Annotated in this window: 22 protein-coding genes, 2 pseudogenes and 1 riboswitch; of the genes and pseudogenes, 10 read left to right on the forward strand and 14 right to left on the reverse strand. The window is 62.3% G+C overall.

The genetic code is table 11. The features are described from left to right. Positions 1-32 precede the first annotated feature (32 nt). From B0G73_RS12960 to B0G73_RS12970, 3 genes are all read left to right on the forward strand, one after another. Positions 33-1,274 carry an HlyD family efflux transporter periplasmic adaptor subunit gene (locus B0G73_RS12960; RefSeq protein ID WP_106281247.1) on the forward strand — a complete coding sequence of 414 codons (1,242 nt, stop codon included), beginning with the start codon at positions 33-35 and terminating at the stop codon, positions 1,272-1,274. A gap of 81 nt (positions 1,275-1,355) precedes the next feature. Further along, positions 1,356-2,918: a DHA2 family efflux MFS transporter permease subunit gene (locus B0G73_RS12965; RefSeq protein ID WP_106281249.1), complete on the forward strand. Its 1,563-nt coding sequence runs from the start codon at positions 1,356-1,358 to the stop codon at positions 2,916-2,918. 179 nt (positions 2,919-3,097) lie between these two features. Continuing rightward, positions 3,098-3,289 (forward strand): DUF2964 family protein, encoded by a 192-nt coding sequence (locus B0G73_RS12970; protein WP_106281251.1) that lies wholly within the window; start codon positions 3,098-3,100, stop codon positions 3,287-3,289. A 131-nt stretch (positions 3,290-3,420) separates the two neighbouring features. Here B0G73_RS12970 and B0G73_RS12975 read toward each other — a convergent pair whose 3' ends face one another. Beyond that, positions 3,421-4,116 carry an HD domain-containing protein gene (locus tag B0G73_RS12975; protein ID WP_106281253.1) on the reverse strand — a complete coding sequence of 232 codons (696 nt, stop codon included), beginning with the start codon at positions 4,114-4,116 and terminating at the stop codon, positions 3,421-3,423. 409 nt (positions 4,117-4,525) lie between these two features. After that, positions 4,526-5,590 (reverse strand): DNA-binding protein, encoded by a 1,065-nt coding sequence (locus B0G73_RS12980; RefSeq protein ID WP_106281255.1) that lies wholly within the window; start codon positions 5,588-5,590, stop codon positions 4,526-4,528. 165 nt (positions 5,591-5,755) lie between these two features. Between B0G73_RS12980 and B0G73_RS12985 the strand changes: the two genes are divergently transcribed. Beyond that, positions 5,756-6,961 (forward strand): tyrosine-type recombinase/integrase, encoded by a 1,206-nt coding sequence (locus B0G73_RS12985; RefSeq protein WP_106281257.1) that lies wholly within the window; start codon positions 5,756-5,758, stop codon positions 6,959-6,961. 102 nt (positions 6,962-7,063) lie between these two features. On the opposite strand, the gene ilvD is transcribed toward B0G73_RS12985, so the two are convergent. Next, complete coding sequence (gene ilvD, locus B0G73_RS12990; RefSeq protein ID WP_106281259.1) at positions 7,064-8,926, reverse strand: dihydroxy-acid dehydratase; 1,863 nt, start codon at positions 8,924-8,926, stop codon at positions 7,064-7,066. A gap of 269 nt (positions 8,927-9,195) precedes the next feature. Then, positions 9,196-10,200, reverse strand: coding sequence for a DUF1571 domain-containing protein (locus tag B0G73_RS12995; protein ID WP_181196540.1), 1,005 nt, complete (start codon positions 10,198-10,200; stop codon positions 9,196-9,198). A 242-nt stretch (positions 10,201-10,442) separates the two neighbouring features. On the opposite strand from B0G73_RS12995, the gene B0G73_RS13000 reads away from it, so the two are divergent. Beyond that, positions 10,443-11,180 carry a hypothetical protein gene (locus tag B0G73_RS13000; RefSeq protein ID WP_106281263.1) on the forward strand — a complete coding sequence of 246 codons (738 nt, stop codon included), beginning with the start codon at positions 10,443-10,445 and terminating at the stop codon, positions 11,178-11,180. A 151-nt stretch (positions 11,181-11,331) separates the two neighbouring features. After that, a riboswitch (yybP-ykoY riboswitch) is annotated at positions 11,332-11,518 on the forward strand. 5 nt (positions 11,519-11,523) lie between these two features. Beyond that, complete coding sequence (locus tag B0G73_RS13005; protein ID WP_106281264.1) at positions 11,524-12,114, forward strand: TMEM165/GDT1 family protein; 591 nt, start codon at positions 11,524-11,526, stop codon at positions 12,112-12,114. A 179-nt stretch (positions 12,115-12,293) separates the two neighbouring features. On the opposite strand, the gene B0G73_RS13010 is transcribed toward B0G73_RS13005, so the two are convergent. The 5 genes and pseudogenes from B0G73_RS13010 to B0G73_RS13030 all read right to left on the reverse strand — a co-directional run bounded on the left by B0G73_RS13010 (position 12,294) and on the right by B0G73_RS13030 (position 15,026). Beyond that, positions 12,294-12,767, reverse strand: coding sequence for a low affinity iron permease family protein (locus B0G73_RS13010; protein ID WP_106281266.1), 474 nt, complete (start codon positions 12,765-12,767; stop codon positions 12,294-12,296). Positions 12,768-13,073: 306 nt separating this feature from the next. Continuing rightward, positions 13,074-13,406 (reverse strand): annotated as a pseudogene (locus B0G73_RS13015) (GFA family protein); the annotation flags it as partial. Then, on the reverse strand, positions 13,396-13,815 hold the full coding sequence (locus tag B0G73_RS13020) for a DUF1810 domain-containing protein (RefSeq protein WP_106281270.1): 420 nt from the start codon (positions 13,813-13,815) through the stop codon (positions 13,396-13,398). The pseudogene B0G73_RS13015 and the gene B0G73_RS13020, both read right to left, overlap by 11 nt. A gap of 106 nt (positions 13,816-13,921) precedes the next feature. After that, positions 13,922-14,041, reverse strand: a pseudogene (locus tag B0G73_RS13025) (ABC transporter substrate-binding protein); the annotation flags it as partial. A 49-nt stretch (positions 14,042-14,090) separates the two neighbouring features. Then, complete coding sequence (locus B0G73_RS13030; RefSeq protein WP_106281272.1) at positions 14,091-15,026, reverse strand: LysR family transcriptional regulator; 936 nt, start codon at positions 15,024-15,026, stop codon at positions 14,091-14,093. A gap of 117 nt (positions 15,027-15,143) precedes the next feature. On the opposite strand from B0G73_RS13030, the gene B0G73_RS13035 reads away from it, so the two are divergent. Next, the gene (locus B0G73_RS13035; RefSeq protein WP_106281274.1) at positions 15,144-16,001 is read left to right on the forward strand and encodes an oxidoreductase; all 858 of its coding nucleotides are present in this window, start codon (positions 15,144-15,146) and stop codon (positions 15,999-16,001) included. A gap of 19 nt (positions 16,002-16,020) precedes the next feature. On the opposite strand, the gene B0G73_RS13040 is transcribed toward B0G73_RS13035, so the two are convergent. Beyond that, positions 16,021-16,878 (reverse strand): LysR family transcriptional regulator, encoded by an 858-nt coding sequence (locus B0G73_RS13040; RefSeq protein WP_106281276.1) that lies wholly within the window; start codon positions 16,876-16,878, stop codon positions 16,021-16,023. Positions 16,879-16,982: 104 nt separating this feature from the next. Here B0G73_RS13040 and B0G73_RS13045 point away from each other — a divergent pair, with 104 nt between their 5' ends. Beyond that, positions 16,983-18,284, forward strand: coding sequence for an aspartate aminotransferase family protein (locus B0G73_RS13045; RefSeq protein ID WP_106281278.1), 1,302 nt, complete (start codon positions 16,983-16,985; stop codon positions 18,282-18,284). Between the two features lie 188 nt (positions 18,285-18,472). On the opposite strand, the gene B0G73_RS13050 is transcribed toward B0G73_RS13045, so the two are convergent. The 4 genes from B0G73_RS13050 to B0G73_RS13065 form a co-directional block, all read right to left on the reverse strand. Then, positions 18,473-18,943 carry a universal stress protein gene (locus B0G73_RS13050; RefSeq protein WP_106281280.1) on the reverse strand — a complete coding sequence of 157 codons (471 nt, stop codon included), beginning with the start codon at positions 18,941-18,943 and terminating at the stop codon, positions 18,473-18,475. 216 nt (positions 18,944-19,159) lie between these two features. Next, the gene (locus B0G73_RS13055; RefSeq protein WP_106281282.1) at positions 19,160-19,369 is read right to left on the reverse strand and encodes a hypothetical protein; all 210 of its coding nucleotides are present in this window, start codon (positions 19,367-19,369) and stop codon (positions 19,160-19,162) included. Between the two features lie 62 nt (positions 19,370-19,431). After that, on the reverse strand, positions 19,432-19,725 hold the full coding sequence (locus tag B0G73_RS13060; protein ID WP_106281284.1) for a GYD domain-containing protein: 294 nt from the start codon (positions 19,723-19,725) through the stop codon (positions 19,432-19,434). 210 nt (positions 19,726-19,935) lie between these two features. Then, a complete protein-coding gene (locus B0G73_RS13065) occupies positions 19,936-20,625 on the reverse strand; it encodes a septal ring lytic transglycosylase RlpA family protein (protein WP_219907273.1) in 690 nt (229 codons plus the stop codon). 194 nt (positions 20,626-20,819) lie between these two features. On the opposite strand from B0G73_RS13065, the gene B0G73_RS13070 reads away from it, so the two are divergent. Together B0G73_RS13070 and B0G73_RS13075 are read left to right on the forward strand one after the other, a co-directional pair. Then, a complete protein-coding gene (locus B0G73_RS13070) occupies positions 20,820-21,782 on the forward strand; it encodes an AraC family transcriptional regulator (RefSeq protein WP_106281286.1) in 963 nt (320 codons plus the stop codon). Between the two features lie 270 nt (positions 21,783-22,052). After that, a complete protein-coding gene (locus tag B0G73_RS13075) occupies positions 22,053-22,595 on the forward strand; it encodes a carboxymuconolactone decarboxylase family protein (protein ID WP_106281288.1) in 543 nt (180 codons plus the stop codon). Positions 22,596-22,614 lie beyond the last annotated feature (19 nt).

The following is a 22,614-nucleotide window of genomic DNA, read 5'->3' on the forward strand; positions in this document are numbered from 1 at the left end:
CGACACCTTGCCAAACTGTCAGGACCCACATCATGAGCGACACGATCAACACCAGCCGCAAGACGGCGGACGCGGACCAACCCCTGCAAACGCAGCCCCCCACGAGGCGCAAGCTGCTGCTGTCCCTGCTGGCCGCCACCGTCGTGCTGGCCGGCGCGGGCTACGGCGCGTACTACTACACGAGCGGGCGCTACTACCAATCCACCGACGACGCCTACGTGAGCGGCAACCTCGTGCAACTGACGCCGCAAGTGAGCGGCACGGTGGTCGCGGTCAACGCCGACGACACGCAGATCGTCAAGCAGGGCGCGCCGATCGTCACGCTGGATAACGCTGACGCGAAGGTCGCGCTGTCGAACGCGGAAGCGACACTCGGCCAGACCGTGCGGCAGGTCAGCGGCCTGTATGTGAACAACGATTTCTACGCGGCGACGGTCGCGCAACGTCAATCGGATCTGGCCCGCGCCATCGACGACCTGAAGCGCCGTCAGGCGGTGGCCGAAACAGGCGCGGTGTCCGGCGAGGACATCGATCATGCCCGCGACGCCGTCAGTTCCGCGCAGGCCGCGCTCGACGCCGCGCGTCAGCAGGCCGAGGCCAATCATGCGCTGACCGACCGCACGTCGATCGAACAGCACCCGAACGTGCAGGCCGCGGCCTCGAAAGTGCGCGACGCTTACCTGAGCTACGCGCGCAACACCTTGCCCGCGCCCGTGACCGGCTACGTCGCGCGCCGTTCGGTGCAGGTCGGCCAGCGCGTTGCGCCGGGCACGCCGTTGATGGCGATCGTGCCGCTCGACGGCGTGTGGGTCGACGCGAATTTCAAGGAAAGCCAGTTGAGGCGCATGCGCATCGGCCAGCCCGTCACGCTCACCGCTGACGTGTACGGCTCCAGCGTCAAGTATCACGGCCGGGTTGAAGGCTTCTCGGCGGGCACGGGCTCGGCGTTCGCCGTACTGCCCGCGCAGAACGCCACCGGCAACTGGATCAAGGTCGTGCAGCGTCTGCCGGCGCGGATCCTGCTCGATCAGAATGAACTGAACGCGCACCCGCTGCGCATTGGGCTGTCGATGCAGGTCGAGGTCGACACGCACGAGGAAACCGGCGCTCAACTCGGCGCGGCGGTCAACACCTCGTATCACACCGACGTATTCGCACGGTACGGCGACGAAGCCGACGCGGAGATCGCCCGGATCATCGAGCAGAACATGCCGGCGAAGCACGCGGTGGCCGCGAGCCCCACGCAGAAAAACACCGCGCGCAAGGCCGGTTGAAGCCACGACCACCTAGCGGCGTTTTTTTTGCGCATTTAACTGATAAGTCAGATAGTTTTGCCTTCCTCGACAGGTGATGAAATGAATGGATCGACGCAGCCCGCCGCACTGCCGCCGCTGACCGGCGGCAAGCTGGTGCTGGCGACGCTCGCCGTGGCGCTCGCCACGTTTATGAACGTGCTGGACTCATCGATCGCGAACGTGGCGATTCCGACGATCGCCGGCAATCTCGGCGTGTCGGTGGACGAGGGCACCTGGGTGATCACGCTGTTCGCCGCCGCCAACGCCATTGCGATTCCGTTGACCGGCTGGCTCGTGCAGCGTGTCGGGCAGATCAAGCTGTTCGTCTGGGCGATTCTGTTGTTCGTGCTGTCGTCGTGGCTGTGCGGAATCGCGCCGAATCTGCCGGTGCTGCTCGCGGCGCGGATTCTGCAGGGCGCGGTGGCGGGTCCGTTGATCCCGTTGTCGCAAGCCATTCTGCTCGGCTCGTATCCGAAAGAGAAATCCGCGACCGCGCTCGCCTTGTGGGCGATGACCGCGACCGTCGGCCCGATTGCGGGCCCGGCGCTCGGCGGCTGGATTACCGACAGCTACTCATGGTCATGGATCTTCTACATCAACATTCCGGTGGGCCTGTTCGCGGCCGGCGTGACGTGGGCGATCTACCGCACGCGCGAAACCCCGACGAAGCGCTTGCCGATCGACAAGGTCGGCCTGCTCTCGCTGATTGCATGGGTCGGCTCGTTGCAGATCATGCTCGACAAGGGCAAGGACCTCGACTGGTTCAACTCGCCGGTGATCGTGACCCTGACCGTGTTCGCTGCGATCAGCTTCGCGTTCTTCGTGATCTGGGAGTTGACTGAAAAGAATCCGATCGTCGATTTGCGCTTGTTCGGCAAACGAAATTTTCTCGGCGGCACGATTGCGATTTCGGTGGCGTACGCGGTGTTTTTCTCCAACCTCGTGCTGTTGCCGCAGTGGATGCAGGAGTATCTGAACTACCGTTCCGTCGACGCGGGTCTGGCCACCGCGCCGCTTGGCATCTTCGCCGTCATTCTCGCGCCGGTCATGGCGAAGATCATGCCGAAGTCCGATGCGCGGGTGCTCGCGACGCTGGCCTTCGTCGGCTTTGCCGGCGTGTTCTTCATGCGCTCGAACTACACCACCGGCGTGGATACGTGGACGCTGGTCCTGCCGACGCTGTTGCAAGGTATCCCGACCGCGCTCTTCTTCGTGCCGCTGACCGCGATCATTCTGTCCGGCCTCGGGCCCGACCGGATTCCGGCCGCGGCCGGTCTGTCGAACTTCGCGCGGGTGTTCGCCGGCGCGGTCGGCACGTCGCTGGCCTCGACGGGATGGAACGACCGGACGATCCTGCATCACGCGCAACTGGCCGAGCAGACGAGCGTGAATAATCCAACTTACACGGCCGCGCTGGATGCGCTGCAAAGTACTTTGGGCGGCGGTCAGGCCCAGGCGATGGCGTTCTTCGAACGCTCGATGAATACCCAGGCGGCCATGCTGGGACTGAACGATATTTTCTGGCTGTCGGCGGTGATCTTCGTATTGATCATCCCGTTGATCTGGGTGACGAAACCGGATCGCTCCAGTTCCGCCGCGGCGGCGGGAGCGGGCGGTCATTGAAGGCGGCACAGGCGGCGGGCGGCATGGTTTCCCGTATTTACTAAGGCCTGTTCGCCGCCTACGATAGATTCAGGTTTCGGGGTAGCGCGCAATCTGTTGGTATAAAAAATAGCGCGCGCTTCGAGGTCTTACGTTGCTCCTGTGCGTCTTACGGCACTAACGTCTTGCGGGAGAGCGCCATGATTCGCGCCGAACGTCGGATTGTATTCGCGGCCATTGCGGTGTTCGTCGCGCTCGGCGGCATGGCGATGGTCATTCACGGTGTGCTGTTCGACACGCGCAATGCCATGTTATACGGCGGAATCTTGCTGGTGCTCGGCGTCGCGGTGCTGGCGCTGATGCTGACACCGCGACCGACGGATAGCTCCTGAAGTCACGCTGCCGCCAGCAAACAGAAATACTGCCAAGCCAACGAATGCGGCGCGCCACCGGTTTTTTCCGGTTGGCGCGCCTTGAGTTTTGCATCGACCGGCAACGCGCCGGCCCGTTTTTGCGCAGATCGCTATTCCGCCGCGGCCCCGTGATGGCATCCCGCGTGATGGACGTGACCCGCCTGGCTGTCATCCCATGCCGAACCGAGAATGATCTTGCAGAAGTTCAGCCGCTTGTAGCTGGGATCTTTCATCTCCAGCACATCGGCTTTGACGTTTCCGAACGTGGTTTCGGGCTTGCTGATCGTGCCTTGCGCGAACGCGTCGATGATCAGGTTCTTGAAGTCCTGCTCGCGCGGATGCGCGGCCACCACGCTGACGCGTTGCGCGTCGTCGAACTCGTGGTAGCGCATGCCGAGCACATCCATTTCGACGCCCGCGGTCACCAGCGAAACCACCGGCTTCAGATGCTCCGGAACACCCGGCGTGGTGTGAAGCGCGATCGACAGCCAGACCTGCTCGATGTCGTACTCGTCGACGCCATGACTCTTGAGAAAGTCGCGCGCCGCATTGGCGCCGTCGACTTCGAAGCGATCCGTCTTGCTGGCGTAGCCCGGCGTGAGGCCCATGTCATGAAACATCGCGCCGATATACAGCAACTCGGGGTCATACGCGAGCTTGCGGCGCGCACCGGTCAGCGCGCCCCACAGGAACACGCGGCGCGAGTGATTGAACAGCAGATCGTTCTCGGTGTCGCGGACCAGATCGGTTGCGGCTCTTGCGAGACGGCTGTCTGGAATGTGAATGCCGGCAATGGTCGTACTCATCGAATTTCTCCTGGACAAAGATAGTGCCTCGTGAGGCCATGGACTTCGCGTCGTTCGGACAATGTCCATGCAGCGGTCTGAATTGGGTCGCTGTGAGCACCGTCCGGGGATGTCCAAGTATCTGTCGGAGTCGTATTGAGGGGAGTGGGAATCGACCGGCAATGCGTGCCAGTGATACGTTGTTTGCTGCCAACCGCGCCTCGCCGAGGCATGGGCGGCCGGCTTGGCGCGCTCTGAACGCGCCAAGCGTCATTCGCGATAACCGGCGAGCGGACGGCGAGGGCGTCGTTCGACCCGCTTGCGCAGCACCCAAGCCATGCCCGAGGTCACGCGACATCGTGACGATGGCTTGGCGTTGCGGTTCAAGCGCTGTGCGTCGCGTTCACGAAGCCACTGACGAGGACAGGCTTCACCGGTCTTCCGTGCTTGATCTGCGAACCGCTGCGGCTTCCGTGAACTTCACATCGCGACGCACGTCGCGCCTCCTGGCCGATGAAGCGCGGCGAGGAGAGGGCGAGAGCGTGGCAGCAGGGCGCCCGCTTTCCACCAACTGACGGGACAGCGTTTCAAGTTTTTTGCGAAGGAACTCGCCGGCGGCTATCTGTTGGTCGAGCGCGATTTCGCGCGACGCCAGCTCTTGTTCGACGCTCGCGCAACGCGTCATCGACGTCGTCAACTGTGTTTTCGCCTCGGCAAGTGCATCGCGCAACTGATCGCGCTCGGCCTGATGGGTGGCCTGAGCCTCGGTCATCCGATTGATCGCCGCCTGCAACTCCTGGCGCGTCTGGCGTGCCGCCGTCCGCTCGCTGTCGATCTCCAGCAGCGCCCGCTTTTCAGTCGCGGCGAGGCGCTGTTCGCTCTGATTGTGCATGACACGCAGCTTGCCCAATTCTTCGGCGAATTCACGTCGAGCGTCCGACAGCGCCGTCGACGCCGCCGCGCTTACATTTCTGGACTGCGCAAGCTGATCCGCCAGCATGGTTTTGGCGGTTTCCAGTTCGACCAGACGCGCGAGCAGTTTCCTGTTCTCCCTACGGACGTCAGCCGCGTCGCGGGACGCCTGCTCGCTAGCGGCGATCGCGGTGTCGCGTTCCGCAGCGGTTTGTTGTGCATGGTCGACTGCCGCAGCAATTTCGCGCTGGGCGTCCTGCTTGAAAACTTCCAGCGCGGCGTTGGCCGCGTCGCCGGCTAGCCGCCAGAGGGTCGCCGCCAGTTCGCCGGCGGCGCTTGCGACTTCCGGTGGCAAATCCGGTTGCCCGACGTCGACCCGCGCCTTGTCCCTGACTTCCGCCCAGAAATCCCGCAACGCTTTCGCCGGCGCACTCATGCTGCCTTTGCGAACGAGTTGATACAGCTTGTTCGCTGTCGGCGTTTCGCCGTAACGGAAGAACATCAGCGCGCAAACCTCGCGATAGAGCTCCTGTGTGTCCGAGATGCGTTCACGGAGGGCTTCAATGTCGGCTTCGAGCGGCATGGGAATCCTTTAGCGGCTGATATGTCTTGATGTGTTGATAATACAACGTATAACGTTGAACAACCAATTTATCACTATCCACTACACGACATTAGTACTATAATGTCGTGTAGTATGTAGCAGACGTTTTTTGTGTCGGACTTTGTCTCTGGAGCCTCTAAAACCGTGCCTGATGCCCCACTCGTCACCGTTCAGCCGGTCGAATCGCTCGTCGTTCCCGAAATTCTCGACGGTCGCGACGGCACTAACCGTGGCGCGGCCGGTGGCTCGCAGCTGTCCGCCACCAACGATCTCGACGCCGTCCGCGCCTGGCTGTCGAACTACGCCGATACCAAAACAACGTTCGATAACTACCGCAAGGAAGCTGAGCGGCTGCTGCTGTGGGCCGTCGTGCAACTCGGCAAACCGCTGTCGTCGCTGACGCACGAGGATCTGCTGCTGTTCAAGGGGTTTCTCGTCGATCCGCAGCCGGCGGCTCGCTGGGTGTCGAGCACGGGCGGCAAGTTTCCCCGCGGCGACGAGCGCTGGCGTCCGTTCAACGGACCGTTGTCGCCGGCAAGCCAGCGTCAGGCGTTGATCATCCTGAATGCGATGTTCACGTGGCTGGTCAACGCAGGTTATCTGCGAGGCAATCCCATGGCGCTGCTTCGACAGCGCGCCAAACGCTCCGCGCCGCGCGTAACGCGCTATCTATCGACGTCGCTGTGGGATGAAGTGAAGGTGTTTGTCGAGCAATTGCCGCGCGAGACGGCCGACGAGCGGGCCTATTACGCCCGCAGCCGCTGGCTGACGACACTTTTCTATCTGCAGGGCATGCGCATATCTGAAGTCGCCGGCGGGAAAATGGGGGATTTTTCCCGTCGACTAGGCGCCGACGGCAAGGATCAGTGGTGGCTCGAAACGCTCGGCAAAGGGAACAAGGAACGCATTGTCCCCGCTTCGCCCGAACTGATTCAGGAAATGCGGCTTTACCGAACTGAAAATGGTTTGGCGCCGCTGCCCACTCGCAGCGAAGAAACGCCCTTGGTGATTCCATTCAGAGGCCGCAACCGGTGCTTGTCCCGTTCCGCCATTCACGACGCGATCAAGAGCATTTTCGGCAACGCGGCCAGCTGGCTGCGCTCGAAAGGCGCCGACTTTTCCGATCGGGCGGATGAACTGGAGCGAGCCTCGGCGCACTGGCTTCGACATACCGCCGGTTCGCATCAGGCGGACGGCGGCGTGGATCTGCGCACGATCCGTGACAACCTGGGCCACGTGTCGCTCAACACGACCAGCCTCTACCTCCATACCGAAGACGATACGCGCCATCGCGAGACGGTGGATCGTCACCGCATGAACTGGGACGAATCCAAGCCTGAGGGGAAGTGACGCTGATCCGGACGACAAGCGCGGGGATCGACAGATATGCCCGCGCCTGTCGATCCGTTCCGGCTCCGGCCGCCCGACATCGAGCGCCAGAGCCGGTCCTCATCACTTGCGCTTGAGTTGCGAGAGATCCCGTACCGCGCCGCGGTCCGCCGAGGTCGCCAGCGCGGCGTAAGCCTGCAACGCTTGCGACACCACGCGTTCACGATTTGCCGGCTGCCACGCCTTGTCGCCGCGTGCCTCCATGGCTTCGCGACGGCGCGCCAGGTCCGCGTCCGACACCACCAGGTGCATCTTGCGGTTGGGAATGTCGATCTCGATCACATCGCCCTCTTCCACCAGGCCGATCGTGCCGCCTTCGGCCGCTTCCGGCGACGCATGCCCGATCACCAGCCCCGACGAACCACCGGAGAAGCGACCGTCGGTAAACAGCGCGCAGCTCTTGCCCAGTCCCTTGGACTTCAGATACGACGTGGGGTAAAGCATCTCCTGCATGCCGGGGCCGCCCTTGGGGCCTTCGTAGCGGATCACGACCACGTCGCCCGCCGCCACCTTGTCGCCCAGAATGGCTTCGACGGCGTCGTCCTGACTCTCGAAGACGCGCGCGCGCCCGGAGAAAATCCACTGCGATTCGTCGACGCCGGCGGTCTTGACGATACAGCCCTTCTCCGCGAGGTTGCCGTACAGCACGGCGAGGCCGCCGTCTTTCGAGTACGCGCTCTGCTTGCTGCGGATGCAGCCCGTATTGCGGTCGGTATCCAGCGCGGCAAACGTGGCTTCCTGGCTGAATGCAACCGTCGTCGGAATGCCGCCTGGCGCCGCGCGGAAGAACTTCTGCGCTTCCTCGCCCGCGCCACCGGCGACGTCCCATTTGGCGATGGCGTTGCCCAGCGTGCCGCTATGCACGTTGCCGCACGACAGATCGAGCAGTTCCGCACGGGCCAGTTCGCCGAGAATGCCGGGAATGCCGCCGGCACGATGCACGTCTTCGATATGGAACTTGTCGGTGGCGGGCGCGACTTTGCACAGGCACGGCACTTTACGCGAGATGCGATCGATGTCGGACATCGTGAAATCGACGCCACCTTCCTGCGCGGCGGCCAGCAGATGCAGCACGGTATTGGTCGAACCGCCCATGGCGACGTCGAGCGCCATGGCGTTCTCGAAGGCCTGCTTGCTGGCAATGCTGCGCGGCAGGACGGATGCGTCGTCTTCCTGATAGTAGCGGCGGCACAGGTCCACCACGAGACGGCCGGCCTGCTCGAACAGACCCTTGCGCCACGCGTGCGTGGCGACGATCGTGCCGTTGCCGGGCAGCGCCAGACCGATCGCTTCGGTCAGGCAGTTCATCGAGTTCGCGGTGAACATGCCCGAGCACGAACCGCACGTCGGGCAGGCGCTGCGCTCGATTTCCGCCACTTCGGCGTCGCTCACGCGGGAGTCGCCTGCCTTGATCATCGCGTCGATCAGGTCGATCTTGGCGATCACCTGGCCGTCCGTCGGCGATTTGACCTTGCCCGCTTCCATCGGACCGCCGGAGACGAACACGACGGGGATGTTCAGGCGCATGGCGGCCATCAGCATGCCCGGAGTGATCTTGTCGCAATTGGAAATGCAGACCATGGCGTCGGCGCAGTGCGCGTTGACCATGTACTCCACCGAGTCAGCGATCAGTTCGCGCGAAGGCAGCGAGTACAGCATGCCGCCGTGACCCATGGCGATGCCGTCGTCGACGGCGATGGTGTTGAATTCCTTGGCGACGCCGCCGGCCGCTTCGATTTCCTTCGCGACCAATGCGCCCAGGTCGCGCAGATGCACATGGCCCGGCACGAACTGCGTGAACGAGTTCACCACCGCGATAATCGGCTTGCCGAAATCACCGTCCTTCATTCCGGTGGCACGCCACAAGGCGCGCGCGCCGGCCATGTTGCGGCCATGGGTCGAAGTTTTCGATCGATAGTCAGGCATCTGTGTCCTCAGGTACGGGGGTCGTCAAAATTGGAATTGTGCCCAGACCGGCCGCTGCGCCGTTTACGGGCAGCGACGCCATCGCGTTTGCGCGCAGGCGGCCGCCGGCGTTGACGCGCGCGCGGCTGGGAAGGTACGAATAGTGCGAGAGGATGGGTAAGACGTCCAATATATTTTTCCGGCGCAATTAGGTCGGAAAAGATATTACTCGGAGATGGGTCGGGATGCGGACGCGACGGTCTTGTGAACGCTTCCGGCAGCGCTTAGCGTCAGCGGAAACCGTATTCGGGGTTACGTCGGTCGAAATCCGCTTCGCTCCAGTGGCGCGGCACGACGTCTTCGAAGCGGATCAACTCCAGCAGGCCGCCCTGCCCGTCCCACGCGGCTTCGCCGCTGGGCCACGTGTGCTGGAGATCGAACAGCAGCCGCACCCGTGGTGCGTAATGCGCGGGCGGTCCCGACGGAGCCGTCCATGTCCACGCCAGCAACCGCGTGCCGTGCGCGTTCATGAGTTCGATGCGGCTCGGCTTTTCGCTGAGCCCCTCTTCACGAAAACTGCGCGAATCGTGCTCGACGGTGCGGGCGATGAACTGCAAGCCCAGATCCCGCACGCTATGGCGGGACTGCGCGTGCGCGAATGGACCGTCGACGGCGACTTTGCCCGACACGACATGCAGCCGGCCGCCAAGATGGCCGACGATGCTGTCGGGGTCCGTGGTTTCGTCGTAGACAATCTCCTGTCCCGCATGGGCGCCGCCGGGCAGCAATTTTGCGTAGACTCTTCGCGGGCTGTCCTGATATCGGATCACCATGTGATCGGGCCGCTCCGGCCATCTTCCTGAGACGCGCTCCTGCCGGAACATGCTGTATTCGTAGGCGTCGTCGGGAATCATGGTCTTCGCATACTCGACGAAGGCGTCCGGCTTCATCGCGTCCATCAGGGCAAGGATCTGATCGTCGGTCAAAGTCAGTATCGAGTGGTTTTCGATCCGCGTGCGCAACGACGCCGCCTGTTCGCGAGCCGGGAGACAGCGGAACTCGTCGACGTCCGCATTCACGGCATGCGACGCGCCGGCATCCGCACATCCCGCCGATGTGGCGGACGAAGCCGGCGCCGTCGGGCTGGCCGGTTGCGCAAACGCGCCCGTCGCGACAGCCAGGCAGGTCAATGCGAGCACGTACAGCAACAGCCGCGCGATTGCGGGCCATCCCGCAGCAGGCCGAATGCGCCCGCGTACCGGGTTATCGGAAATGCCAGATCCGCAAAACGTCATGGTTCGATCCGTGCTGATTGACCGGCGTTTGAAGGGTTGCCCGAGCATGTTGCATGCGTCGATCGCCACCGGCCGCCCCGCCCTGATGCCGGACTCGAATGACCCAGCGTCGATAACCTGAATAAACGGCCCGCGGCGTCGCGCTATTCCAATCGTGTGACGTAAAAGGGTTGCGCGAACGATGGAATAGGCGGTGGCGCCGGATCGTTTAGACAGCATGTCCGAATCAACGGCAGACATCAATGAACATTCGACAGCAGCAATTCGTTCGGCCTGTCGGCGCAGCGCTGCTGACGGCATCCGTCGCGTGGCTCGCGGGTTGTGGAGGCGGAGGTGGTGGCAGCGGCACCTCGATGGTTTCGATCGGCGGCACGGCGGCAACGGGTAAAGCGCTGGCGAACGCGACGATCAAGATCGACTGCGCGCGAGGCTCGATGTCGGTTGCGGCGGATGCGAACGGCAACTTTCACGCGACGCTCGGCGCCGTCATGCCATGCATGATCGCCGCGACTTCAGGCGTGACGATGCTGCATTCCGTTGCGTTCGCCGGCGGCACGTACAACGTCACGCCGGAGACGGATCTGCTGGTGTCGTATCTGGCGGCGCAACTCGGCACGAATGAAAGCGGGCTGACAGCCGGCTTCCCAGTGAACTCACAGTTCCAACAGGTGCTGGCGAATCAGTCCGACGTCCTGACTGCGCAGGCCGCGGTCGTTCAGAATCTGCGGCAGACGTACGGTGTGACGCTATCCGCGCCCAGTTTCCTCACTACGGCCTTCGCTGCCGGTCAACCGGGCGAGGACAGCGATCTCGAAGCACTCCTCGCGCGCGGCGTCATCGACGCGAATGGCGAACCGGACACCGCCGCCGTCGCATTGATGACGTCGGCGGGGGCGGCACATCCGTTAATGACAGCGCCGAATAGCGGCACGGGCGGAGCCGGAGTCGGCGGCCTTGGAAGCATGGGCGGCATGATGTGAGATGCCGCCTGGCAGGTCAGTCATGCTCAAGTCTCCGTTTAGCGAGTCCGCCGATCTCGACTAAACGCGCGAGCGCATCTCCGGTGTGATATTCATGCAGGAATTCGGAAAGCCGACGATTTGCCTTACTCGACCGAGACACTGTAGAATCGCCCCTCTCATTGGGGAGTAGCCGCCTCGACCGCAATGCTCGAGGGTGCCCGTCAACATACTTGGTGGTCGACAGACCGCCATGGCGCGCACAGCACTATGCCTGGCAAGACCGGTGACTCGCATTCCGACCTGACCGGGTCGCCGGAATGCGTGTCATCGTGTACTGACTGCGCGGCCCGGCCCACAACCTATGCAATCGTTCCTCGTTTCGACCAGCGTCGTCGGTCTAGCCGAAATCGGCGACAAGACCCAACTGTTGTCTCTGGTGCTGGCCGCCAGATATCGCAAGCCCATTCCGATCATTCTCGGCGTCTTTGTCGCAACCCTCATCAATCATGCTGCGTCCGGCGCATTGGGTGCATGGCTTGCCAGCGTTCTGAGCCCCTCGATCCTGAACTGGGCAGTCGTCGCATCGTTTGCCGTCATGGCCGTCTGGATTCTGATTCCCGACAAACTCGACGGTGCCGAGGCGGTGTCGACCACGCATCCGATGGGCGTGTTCAGCACCACGGCGCTAACGTTCTTTCTCGCTGAAATGGGTGATAAGACGCAGGTTGTCACGATCGCTCTGGCCGCTCGATTTCACGAATTCTTCGGGGTGGTCGCCGGCACCACGCTGGGCATGATGCTGGCCAACGTGCCTGTCATCTACCTGGGACACAAGTTCGCTGATCGCCTGCCGACCAAAGCGGTCCATATTCTGGCGGCCATCATCTTCGTAGTCCTGGGCGGCTTTGCTCTCAGGACGGCGCTGTATCCGCACGAGCACCCGCTGTTCTAGTTCGAAGGTTGGTTGATACGCGTGCGGCGCGCGCGTGACAAAGCGCGAAGGATGCATCGCCGAAGTATCTCGGCGTGGCGTTTGCCTTCGAAAAAAACGGCGCCGCACGGTTTCGAACTTGGTAATGGCAAGCGTGCTTGTATCGGGCGATGGGTAGACAGTCAGTGCGTGGGTCGCACTCAGCGGCCCTTGTTCTGAGCATCGCCAGCGGACTGAGTCGACAAACGCAGGTAAGCTGCCGCAAGTCTTCGGATTTCTTCCTCGGACGCGTCCTCGATACCGATCAGATTGTTGTTCGCTGCCCGATGCGAGGACAGCAGTTCATTCAGCTTCAGATGCAACGCGACGCTGTCCTTGTTCTGGCTCTGCTGAATCAGAAATACCATCAGAAAGGTGATGATGGTGGTGCCGGTGTTGATGACCAGTTGCCATCCGTCCGAGTAGTGGAAGATGGGCCCTGTCACGACCCAGGCGACCACTGTCAGCACGGCAAGGCAGAACGCCGCGGGCGAGCCGGCCCATCGCGTGACGAGGCTTGCAAAGCGGTCGAACACGCGCGTTAAGGGATGACGGCCGGCATAGGCGGGGCTCGACGTGTCTGGAACGGTGTCGAGTTCGTCAGTGGGCGAAGGCGCGCCAGGTTGTGTAGTCATGAGCGGCTCCAGAAGGTTGGCGTGTCTTCCCCCTCCGCAAACTTCATGCCGCTTTCGTTGAGACGTTCTGCAACGACAGAGATGCCCTTTGGCATCAATCGTTCGGTTTCATCTGCATCCGAGCGAATTGCGAATCGGCAACCGACCTTGTAGTTCTTACCCGGCGACCGCGACTCACAAATGCCCATAACGACGGGATTACCTGACGGCTGATCAAAGCGAGCATACAGAGTCCGGCACCTGCCGACGACCGTAGTGTCCACGCCGCAAAACTATCACTCTGCCCTTATCGATTTCTTGCGAGCGTCATGCTCTGCCTTCGCGATATTCGGCACGCACCCCGGCGGGCAGCCATGGCTCTTTGTGGCAACACCAAAGCTCGTAGCTCGGCTCATACAGGCCCACACGGTCAAAGGCTCCAAGCGGAAGATCCAGTTCGTCGCTGTCGTTGCTTTCCATGAAAGCGACCGACCCGCATGTCGGGCAAAAATGCCTTCGCGCCCCGGGCGAACTTTGCCACGCCTGTGTAGAACCGGACAACTCCACAGCGCCTCGTTCGAACATGGCGTATCCGCCAAACACGTTGCCATGTATTCGCGGACATGTCCTGCCGCATGGCAACCGCCTGCTAGACGCGCTCCAACGTTAGCGGATCGCGTTGGCCGTGGAAATACTTCCTGAGTGCTTCAGCAAAAGGCTCTTTGTCGATCGCCGCATGGTCGAACAGCGTCATCGACGAGTGAAACTTCAGGTAATCCGGATACCCGAAAATGTCCTCTATCGAACGGCCTTCGACAAGGTTGACGTACTGCGTCGTTTGCCTCAGGCGTTCACCCAGTACTGGATGGCGCAAGTAAGCATCGGCCTCGGCCAGCGACGAAATCGCGAACCTTTGCGCCGTCGCACTCGTTCCAAGCCCCTCGATCTGTGGAAATACAAACCACATCCAATGGCTTCGCTTGCGCCCGTCGCGCAGTTCGGCACAGACCTGTGCATAGAGCGGATCCTGTGCGTCGATAAAGCGCTGAAGCTTGAAAGGGTCGTCCATTTCGCTCTCCGTTCACACTGAGTAGAACCCACGTGTCAATGTCGACGTCGCCAAGCTGCAGCTCGATTGAAACGCCCGCCACCGCCGCGCGTGGTCGCCGCGTTCACTAGCCATAAACGTCGAAGTCAAAATACTTCTTCGCAATCCCGTCGTCCGTGCCGTCCGCGCGCGTGTCGGCGATCACCTTGCCGATTTTATCCTTCGGATCGATGTCCTCGTTGCGCAAAACCGATTTCGGCGCCCCTGATCGCTCGCGTCGACACCGAAGCGCACGGTCAGCGGAGCGCGTGCAGTTCGGACGGCTCGAAATAGAAATTCGTGTTCCCCGCAAGGCGCGCGACCATGAAGTCGATAAATGTCCTCACACGCAACGGCTGCTCGGTCCGATGGCGATAGTAGATATAGACCGCCTCGCGCTGCGTGACGTGTTGGACCAGCAACGGAACCAGTTGGCCGCTTCTGATCGGCGCGGTGGCTGAAAAGCTGCCGAGCTGACCAATGGCGGATCCGGCGATCACGGCAGCCGTTTCGGCGTCGGTGTCGTTGACGCACAAAGTCGTTGCCATGTCGCGATAAACGATTTCATCCCCGATCAGGAATTCCCACGGGGCCTGCTTGCCTGTATTCGCGCGCCGGTATCCCGTGCAGCGGTGACCGTCGAGTTCGTCGATCGTGCGCGGCGCGCCATGGCGCTCGATATAAGCGGGTGACGCGCAGACGATCAACTGAATCGGCAGGAGCCGGCGCGCGATGCTGCCGCCGGACGGCGGAGACCCGCCACGAAAGCCCACATCGGCACGTTCGCCGATGAGGTCGGTGAAGCGGTCGTCGAATTGCACATCGAGCTGGACGTTTGGATGCAGTTCGGCGAATTCCAGAAAGTAAGGCCACAGCACTACGTGCCCCATTGCCCTTGGCGCGCTCACGCGAAGCGGCCCCGCAATTTCGGCTTTCGAGCGGCGCGCGTCGTCGAGTGCGGACGACAGGACCGCCAGCGCGGGCGTCACCGTGTCGAACAGGCCTTGCCCCTCCTCGGTGAGACTCAGCTTGCGCGTGGTCCGATGAAACAGCCGCACGCCGAGCTTCTTTTCCAGTTGCATCACAGCGTGACTCGCGGCCTGCGGGGAGATGCCCTGCTCCACGGCCGCCTTGCGCAGGCTGCCGAGCGCCGCCGCCCGGGTGAATATGGTGATCGCGCGAACTTCGTTCACTGGAGACCCGCATTCGCAAATTAAAGTTGATTATCAGTCTAGCAATCTACGCCTAGTTCGTGCGAATCGATGCTCCTATGATCCGTTCACACCCACCCCGAACGCAGGAGAAACATCATGGTCGCGCTTACGAAAAACAGCTTCAAACGTGTCTGGTTCATCACGGGCGCGTCGCGCGGCTTTGGCGCGCTGATCGCCGAAGCGGCACTGGCTGACGGCAATGCGGTGGTTGCCGCCGGCCGCAATGTCGCGGCGATCGTCGAGCGCCTCGGCGACTCGCCGGCGCTGCTGCCCGTGGCGCTGGACGTCACGGACCAGGCGCAGGCGAAAGCCGCGGTTCAAGCCGCGCTCGACACATTCGGCCGCATCGACGTTCTGATCAACAACGCGGGATTCGGCCTGCTCGGCGCGATCGAGGAGTCCACCGACGCGGACGTGCGCCGCATGTACGACACCAACGTGTTCGGGCTGCTGAGCGTCACGCGTGCCGTGCTGCCGGCGATGCGCTCGCAGCGCGGCGGGCACGTCATCAATATGTCGTCGGTCGGCGGCTACCGGTCCGCCGCGGGATTCGGTGCGTACTGTTCGACGAAGTTCGCGGTCGAAGGCCTGACCGAAGCGCTGTACGCCGAATTGAAACCGCTCGGCATTCACGCGACGGTCGTCGAACCGGGTTACTTCCGGACTGACTTTCTCGATGCGTCATCCCTCGTCGTCGCGCGCGAGGTCATTGCGGACTACGACGCGACATCGGGCCATGTGCGCCGTCTCGCAGCCGACATGAATCACAACCAGCCGGGCAATCCCGCGAAGCTCGCCGCGGCGATGCTCGAACTGGTCGATGCGCAAACGCCGCCACTGCGTCTGCCGCTCGGCACGGACACGCTGAAGGCCATCGCCGAGAAGAATGCTTATGTCGAGCAGGAAACCGAAGCCTGGAAGGCGCTGGCGGCATCGACTGACTTCAGCGCCTGATGCCTGAAGGTCAGATCGATCACAGCAACGGCAGCGTCAGCCGGATGTGCTCCGCGAATGCCGTGACCAGATGGGCCGGACGCTTGCGTTCGAACTTCAGCGTAATGCCTACAGTGGGCAAAGGCGGCAGCGCGGGGTCGCCATTGAGTATGGAGAGATCCGGGGCGACGGCAGTCTGCGTGATGACGGCGACGGCCTGCCCGGAGCGCACCAGCGCCGTGAGGCCGGCAAGACTGCTGCTCGCATACGCGATGCGGTACGCCCGGCCCGCGCGTTGCAGCGCTTCGCAGGCCGCCACATGGTCGAGCGTGTCCGGATCGGAAAGCGCCAGCGGCAACGGGTCGAAGCTCGCGCAATCCAGTCCCGGATAGCCGACCCAGACGAGCGGCACACGGCGAATGATGTCGTCGCTCGGGGCGCCTTCAGGCAACGAGATCATGGCAAGGTCCAGCGCACGCATCTCCAGTTGTTCGAGCAAGCGCGGCGTCGGTGCGCAAATCACCTCGACCAGTGCATGCGGATGCCGGCTCGAAAACTGACGCAGCAAATGCGGCAGGAAAACGGCGGCGTAGTCGTCCGGGCAGCCGAAGCGGATCGTGCCCGACAGCCCTTTGCCGGACAGATCGGCCATCGCCTCGTCATGCAGCCGCAGAATGCGTTGGGCGTGGATCAGCAGGCGTTCGCCGGGATTTGTCAGCACGACCCCACGACCCGTGCGCTGGAACAACGGCTGATCGACGATTTCTTCGAGGCGCTTCATCTGCTGACTCAGCGCCGACTGGGTCCGGCCGATCCGGTTCGCCGCGCGACTGAGCGCCCGAACTTCGGCGACAACGGTAAAAGAACGCAGTAGATCGATTTCGAGTGAAAGGCTCAAGGTATTAGGCCCGCTTCTATCTTCGATAAGAACTATTCGATTCTATGAGACCAGAGCGCCATCTAGACTGCAAGTTATTCCCGCTAGCCGTCAAGGAGAAGCAAGTGTCGCGAAACAATGATGCAGATTTCTGGCGCAACGCCAGACAGCACCTGATCCGCTATGGCGGCACCTTCGAGCCGATGATCATCGAGCGCGCCCTGGGCAGCTTCGTCTATGACGCGGACGGCCGCGCGATTCTGGATTTCACCTCCGGCCAGATGAGCGCGGTGTTGGGGCACAGCCATCCGGAAATCGTCTCGGTCATCAACGAATACGCGGGCAAGCTCGACCATCTCTTCAGCGGCATGCTGTCGCGGCCGGTGGTGGACCTCGCGACTCGCCTCGCCGACATCACGCCTGACGGACTCGACCGCGCACTGTTGCTGAGTACAGGCGCGGAGTCGAACGAGGCCGCCATTCGCATGGCGAAGCTGGTCACGGGCAAATATGAAATCGTCGGGTTCGCGCAGTCATGGCACGGCATGACAGGAGCAGCGGCATCCGCAACGTATAGCGCGGGTCGCAAGGGCGTCGGTCCGGCCGCTGTCGGCTCCTTTGCGATCCCCGCACCGTTCCTGTACCGGCCGCGTTTCGAGCGCCATGGCGAATACGATTACCTGGCGGAACTGGACTATGCGTTCGATCTGATCGATCGTCAGTCCAGTGGCAATCTGGCCGCCTTCATCGCCGAGCCGATCCTCAGTTCCGGCGGGATCATCGAACTGCCGGAAGGCTATATGGCAGCACTCAAGCGCAAGTGCGAGGAGCGCGGCATGCTGCTGATCCTCGATGAAGCGCAAACCGGCGTCGGCCGCACGGGCACGATGTTCGCCTGTCAGCGCGATGGCGTCACGCCTGACATTCTCACGCTATCGAAGACACTGGGCGCCGGTCTGCCGCTCGCGGCCGTCGTGACATCTGCGCAGATCGAGGAGCGCGCCCATGAATTGGGTTACCTGTTTTATACGACCCACGTATCCGATCCTCTTCCTGCGGCCGTCGGTTTGCGGGTGCTGGAGGTGGTCGAGCGCGAGGGGCTGGTTGCGCGTGCGAATCTGATGGGCGCGCGACTCAAACGCGGCCTGCTGGATCTGATGGAACGCTTCGACTGCATCGGCGATATTCGCGGCCGGGGACTGTTGCTGGGAATGGAAATCGTCAAGGACCGCCGCACGAAGGAGCCGGCGGATGGGCTGGGTGCGAAGATCACGCGCGAGTGCATGAACCTGGGGCTGAGCATGAACATCGTGCAGTTGCCCGGCATGGGCGGCGTGTTCCGGATCGCCCCGCCGTTGACCGTTCACGAGGATGAGATCGACCTCGGCCTGGACCTGCTCGGGCGGGCAATCGAGCGTTCGCTGTAGGTCAGCGCCTTCTGGATCCGGTCGGATCCGGGCTCGAGGTCGCGGCCACCTCGTAGTAACGGCGGTCGGCTAAACCGCCGCTTCCCGATAGTTGCTGTACTTCGACATCTGCCCGATCCCCGGATTGAAGCAGTTGCAATTCACTCGCACCCTTCCGAGCCGACGCTCACACGCATCCGCCAATCTGGCTATCGCGGCGGATGCGCACCGCCCGGCGCCGGTTGCCGCACCACGAGAACCGGGATCGAACTGTGCGTCAGGACCTTCTGGGTTTCGCTGCCGAGCAAAAACGCCCTCATCCCGCTTCGACCGTGCGACGCCATGACAATGAGATCGCAGTTCTGTTGCGTTGCAACGCTGATAATCGCTTCGTAGGGATGGGCGCGACCTTCGGAAACCGTATTGCACACCACACCGACTTGCGCGGCCGCTTTTTTCACAACGCCGAGGTAATCCTCCGCGCGCTGTCGCGCGGTCTGAATGATGCGATCCTCGTTGTCGGCAATCATCTCCGTGCCATACGCGAGGACGTGAAACTCCGGAATGACGTGGAGGCCCGTGACCGTGGCTCCGCTTTCCGCGGCGAGCGTTACCGTCATCTGAATGGCGGCCTCGGAAAGCGGCGAGCCGTCGGTCGGCACCAGCAGATGCTTGAACATATGTTTCTCCCCCGCGACCCGGTCCAGCTCGCGTCGAAATCCTGCCCGGCGCCTCTGCCACCTGAACCCGGCGAACCTGAATCAGAGGCGCCTTCTTAAGTATAGTCACCTCGCTCGCAGGCACTGCGTGCCGCCCAAAATGAATCTGGCCGTCACGTCATGAAGGTTCGTTGCTCAGTTCGAACATCGGAATCCATGTGACTCCCCGCCCCCTCGTTAGCGGTCTTCCGTCAGCCCTTTCAGATAGGCTTCGCCGGCATCTTGGGCGGCAGCGCGCATGGCGAACGTGTCGTCGGACACCATCGACCGTTTGACCTTTTGCGCGGCGAAGTCGACGAGCGTAATCACCCAGACAAACTCGCCGCCCTGCTCGGCTGTTTGAACGAACGCGCGCACATCTTCGCTGTCGTTTGCTTTTGTGCTCATTGTGATCTCCTGAAAAAGAGTCGCGGAAAGAGAACGGCTCACGGGCCGTATGACTGACTGTCTTATGGAAGTTTGCCGATAATCGCGCTGCATTCGTCCTTCGTGAAAGCGCGCAGTGTTTGCGTGCGGACATTGCCTGCCGATCCCAGCGCGTAGCCGAATGCCGCGAAGCTTTGCTCATCCGGTGCGTCGATGACCGTGACGATGTCGTATTTGCCCACCGTCCAGTAGATCTCCTTCATTTCACAGCCGAAGGTCCTGGCCAACTCCGCCGCCTGACCGGCACGCTGCGGACTGTTTTTGATGTTGCGTATGCCCTGATCGGTGAATTGTGCAAGAACCACATAGGTCGCCATGACGATTCTCCTTACCAATAGCTCAATACCTCGAATTGCGTTGTCTACGCGCAAGCTCGACCGCGAACGCGGCTGCGATCGTGTTGCCCGAAGGCGTTCTGCGCGTAACCTGATTCTATGCAATGGAATCGCGTGCCACTGTCTGTTTGACTCGATGAGCGCGTGGCGCGGCAGACACGTCCGCTCTCCCCTCGGCTATGAGCCGCCCATTCAGTGCAAGGAATGACCAGCCTGCGCATCGACCGGTGCTCCGCCGCGCTGGGCATCCTGCATACCTGCGCCCGGCTTCACCGTGCCGTCGGCCTGCGGAACTTCCACCGGCTTGACCTCGACGGGGACGACGCCGTCTTTTTTCAGCCCGAGCTTATCCGCGGTCTTGGGTGACAGGTCGACGATCCGATCCCTGACATAGGGGCCGCGATCCCGAATCTCGACCACCTCGCTGTTGCCGTTTTTCAGATTCGTGACCCGCGCCTTGGTGCCGAGCGGTAGCGTCTTGCTCGCGGCGGCATTGGATTGCGGATTCATCGGCGTACCGTCGGCCATTTCTTTTTTGTAAAACTCCCGGCCGTAGTACGAAGCTTCGCCCTTGCGCGACTTGCCGGAGCGATCGAGATGGCGTGGAGCTGTCGACGAACTCGCCGGGCGGGTATCGGTGGATGCCGCCGGTTGCGCCGGAATCGCCGTGCACAGGAAGCACGACAAAACCACAAACAGAAGCGTCTGAAGAGTGAATCTTCGAGCGCGCGGCAAACGAACGTGAACGTCATCGCCGGGGAGCCGGCGCGCGGTTGTATGAAGATTGTCTTCCAATTTCCACTCCTTTCCGGCTTGTCGATGCAGCGGGAAAATCGTCCAACGAGCGATCCGTAAATTGCCGGTGTATACGGGCTGCCACATGCAAGCGTCTCGCGCCAGGCTGCGGGCGTGCGCATAGTCCGGTCCGAAGTTAGTCCGTCAACTGCACGAACCCTCTCGCGACTCCAGGCGCGGCCGCGCCGCCTTCGGCACACAATTGCGTCCAACGGAAACCTGCGACAATCGTCGTCCACGTTAAAACATCTGTTGATTGCCCTACTTCCCGCGGATGCCTTATGCCTGTTTCGCAAGCAATTTCGCCGCCACGTCTATCACCCGACAATCTGAACGAGCTGATCACCATGCTCGACATTCAGGTACTCGGGCTCTCGGAGTGCGTCGTTAGCCAGGGCTTCATGCTGGAACTGGATGGCCACGACGCGCCCGGCATTCACTACATCCTGTCGGGCGAAGGGCGGCTGCACATCGCGGGCGCCGGGACCGTGCCGCTCACACCTCATACGCTGCTGATCGTGCCGCCGGGTCACTCACTGAAGCTCGAGGTACCGACAAAACAGGCGGGTATCGCACCGACCGTCGTGCCGGGGCGCGAGCACAAACAGGTCGTCGATTCGATCAGCCGTTTCCGCGCGGGCAACGTCGAACCGATGACCGTCATGATCTGCGGCTATTTCAAGGCGTCCTTCGGTGCGTCGATCAATCTGTTCGCGACCCTCTCGACGCCGATCGTGGAGCAGTTCGAAGCGTCCGACCGGCTCGACGTCTATCTGCGCACGGCGTTCGATGAACTCGTCGCGCAGGAGATCGGCGCCGGCGCGATGTCGGGCGCGCTGCTCAAGCAGGTGATCGTCGCGCTCGTGCGTCGGTCGTTGAAATCCAGCGCGCTCTGGATGGAGCGATTCGCGCTGCTCGGCGATCCGCAAATCGCCCGGGCCTTCGCCGACATGGTGGCCCGCCCGGGCGCGCCGCACACCGTCGCCAGTCTCGCCGAAGCGGCGATTCTCAGCCGCTCGGCATTCATGGCGCGCTTTTCCGCGGCGCTCGGCCAATCGCCGATGCAGGTGCTGCGCGACATCCGCATGCGCCAGGCCGCTGCGCAGTTGCGTGCCGGCGACCTGTCGCTGGATCAGGTGGCGCGCCATGCGGGTTATGCGAGCCGCGGCGCGTTCGCGCGCGCGTTTCGCGAGGTGTTCGATACCGGCCCCACGGAATACCGCGACGGAGCCGCCAACGGCTGATCGCCAGGACTTGCCGCAGCATCTGCGGACCTTGCACACCAGACTCGCACGCTCCGGCGCCTTGCACCGGCATCGGCGCCGATACAAGGCGCCGGTTTCGTCATCAAAGCTAGCCACGCCGACACCTGCATTCGCGGACTTTTGCGTCTGTTCTCAGGATTTTTCGTTCGAGCTGCACGCCTAGAATTTTCATCAATGCAGCCGAGAACGCACACCGATATTCCGATGCAGACGCACCCTTGTCCGATCATCAGAAACAGGAGCACGACCATGACCCGTATCGCCCTCCCCGCCACCGACGCTCTCCCGGCCGCTTCGCAACCGGTCATCGAAGCAGTGACGAAGCAACTGAAGATGACGCCCAACCTGTTTCGCATCATGGCGCTGAGTCCCAATGCGCTGAACGGTTGGGCCAACCTGCAAGGCGCGCTTGCGAAGACGCTCGATGCGAAACTGCGCGACGGCATTGCCCTCGCCGTATCCCAGGTCAACGGCTGCCAGTACTGTCTGTCGGCGCATAGCTACGTTGCGAGCAACATGGCTCATATCGGCGACGACGAGATTCGCCTGAATCGGCTCGGCAAATCGAATACGCCCAAAACCGCCGCGGCTGTCGCGTTCGCGAAGACGCTGATGGAAACACGCGGCAAGGTCAGCGAAGACGATCTGCACGCCGTGCGTGAAGCCGGCTTCAGCGACGCGAACGTTGTCGAAATCATCGCGCTCGCCGCGCAATTCATGCTGACGAACTTCGTCAACAACGTATTCGATACTGAAGTCGATTTTCCGGTCGTCGAAACCGAAGTCGCGTAACGGCAGCGCGCTGCCACGT

It is taken from the genome of Paraburkholderia sp. BL25I1N1, assembly GCF_003002025.1.
GTDB lineage: Bacteria > Pseudomonadota > Gammaproteobacteria > Burkholderiales > Burkholderiaceae > Paraburkholderia.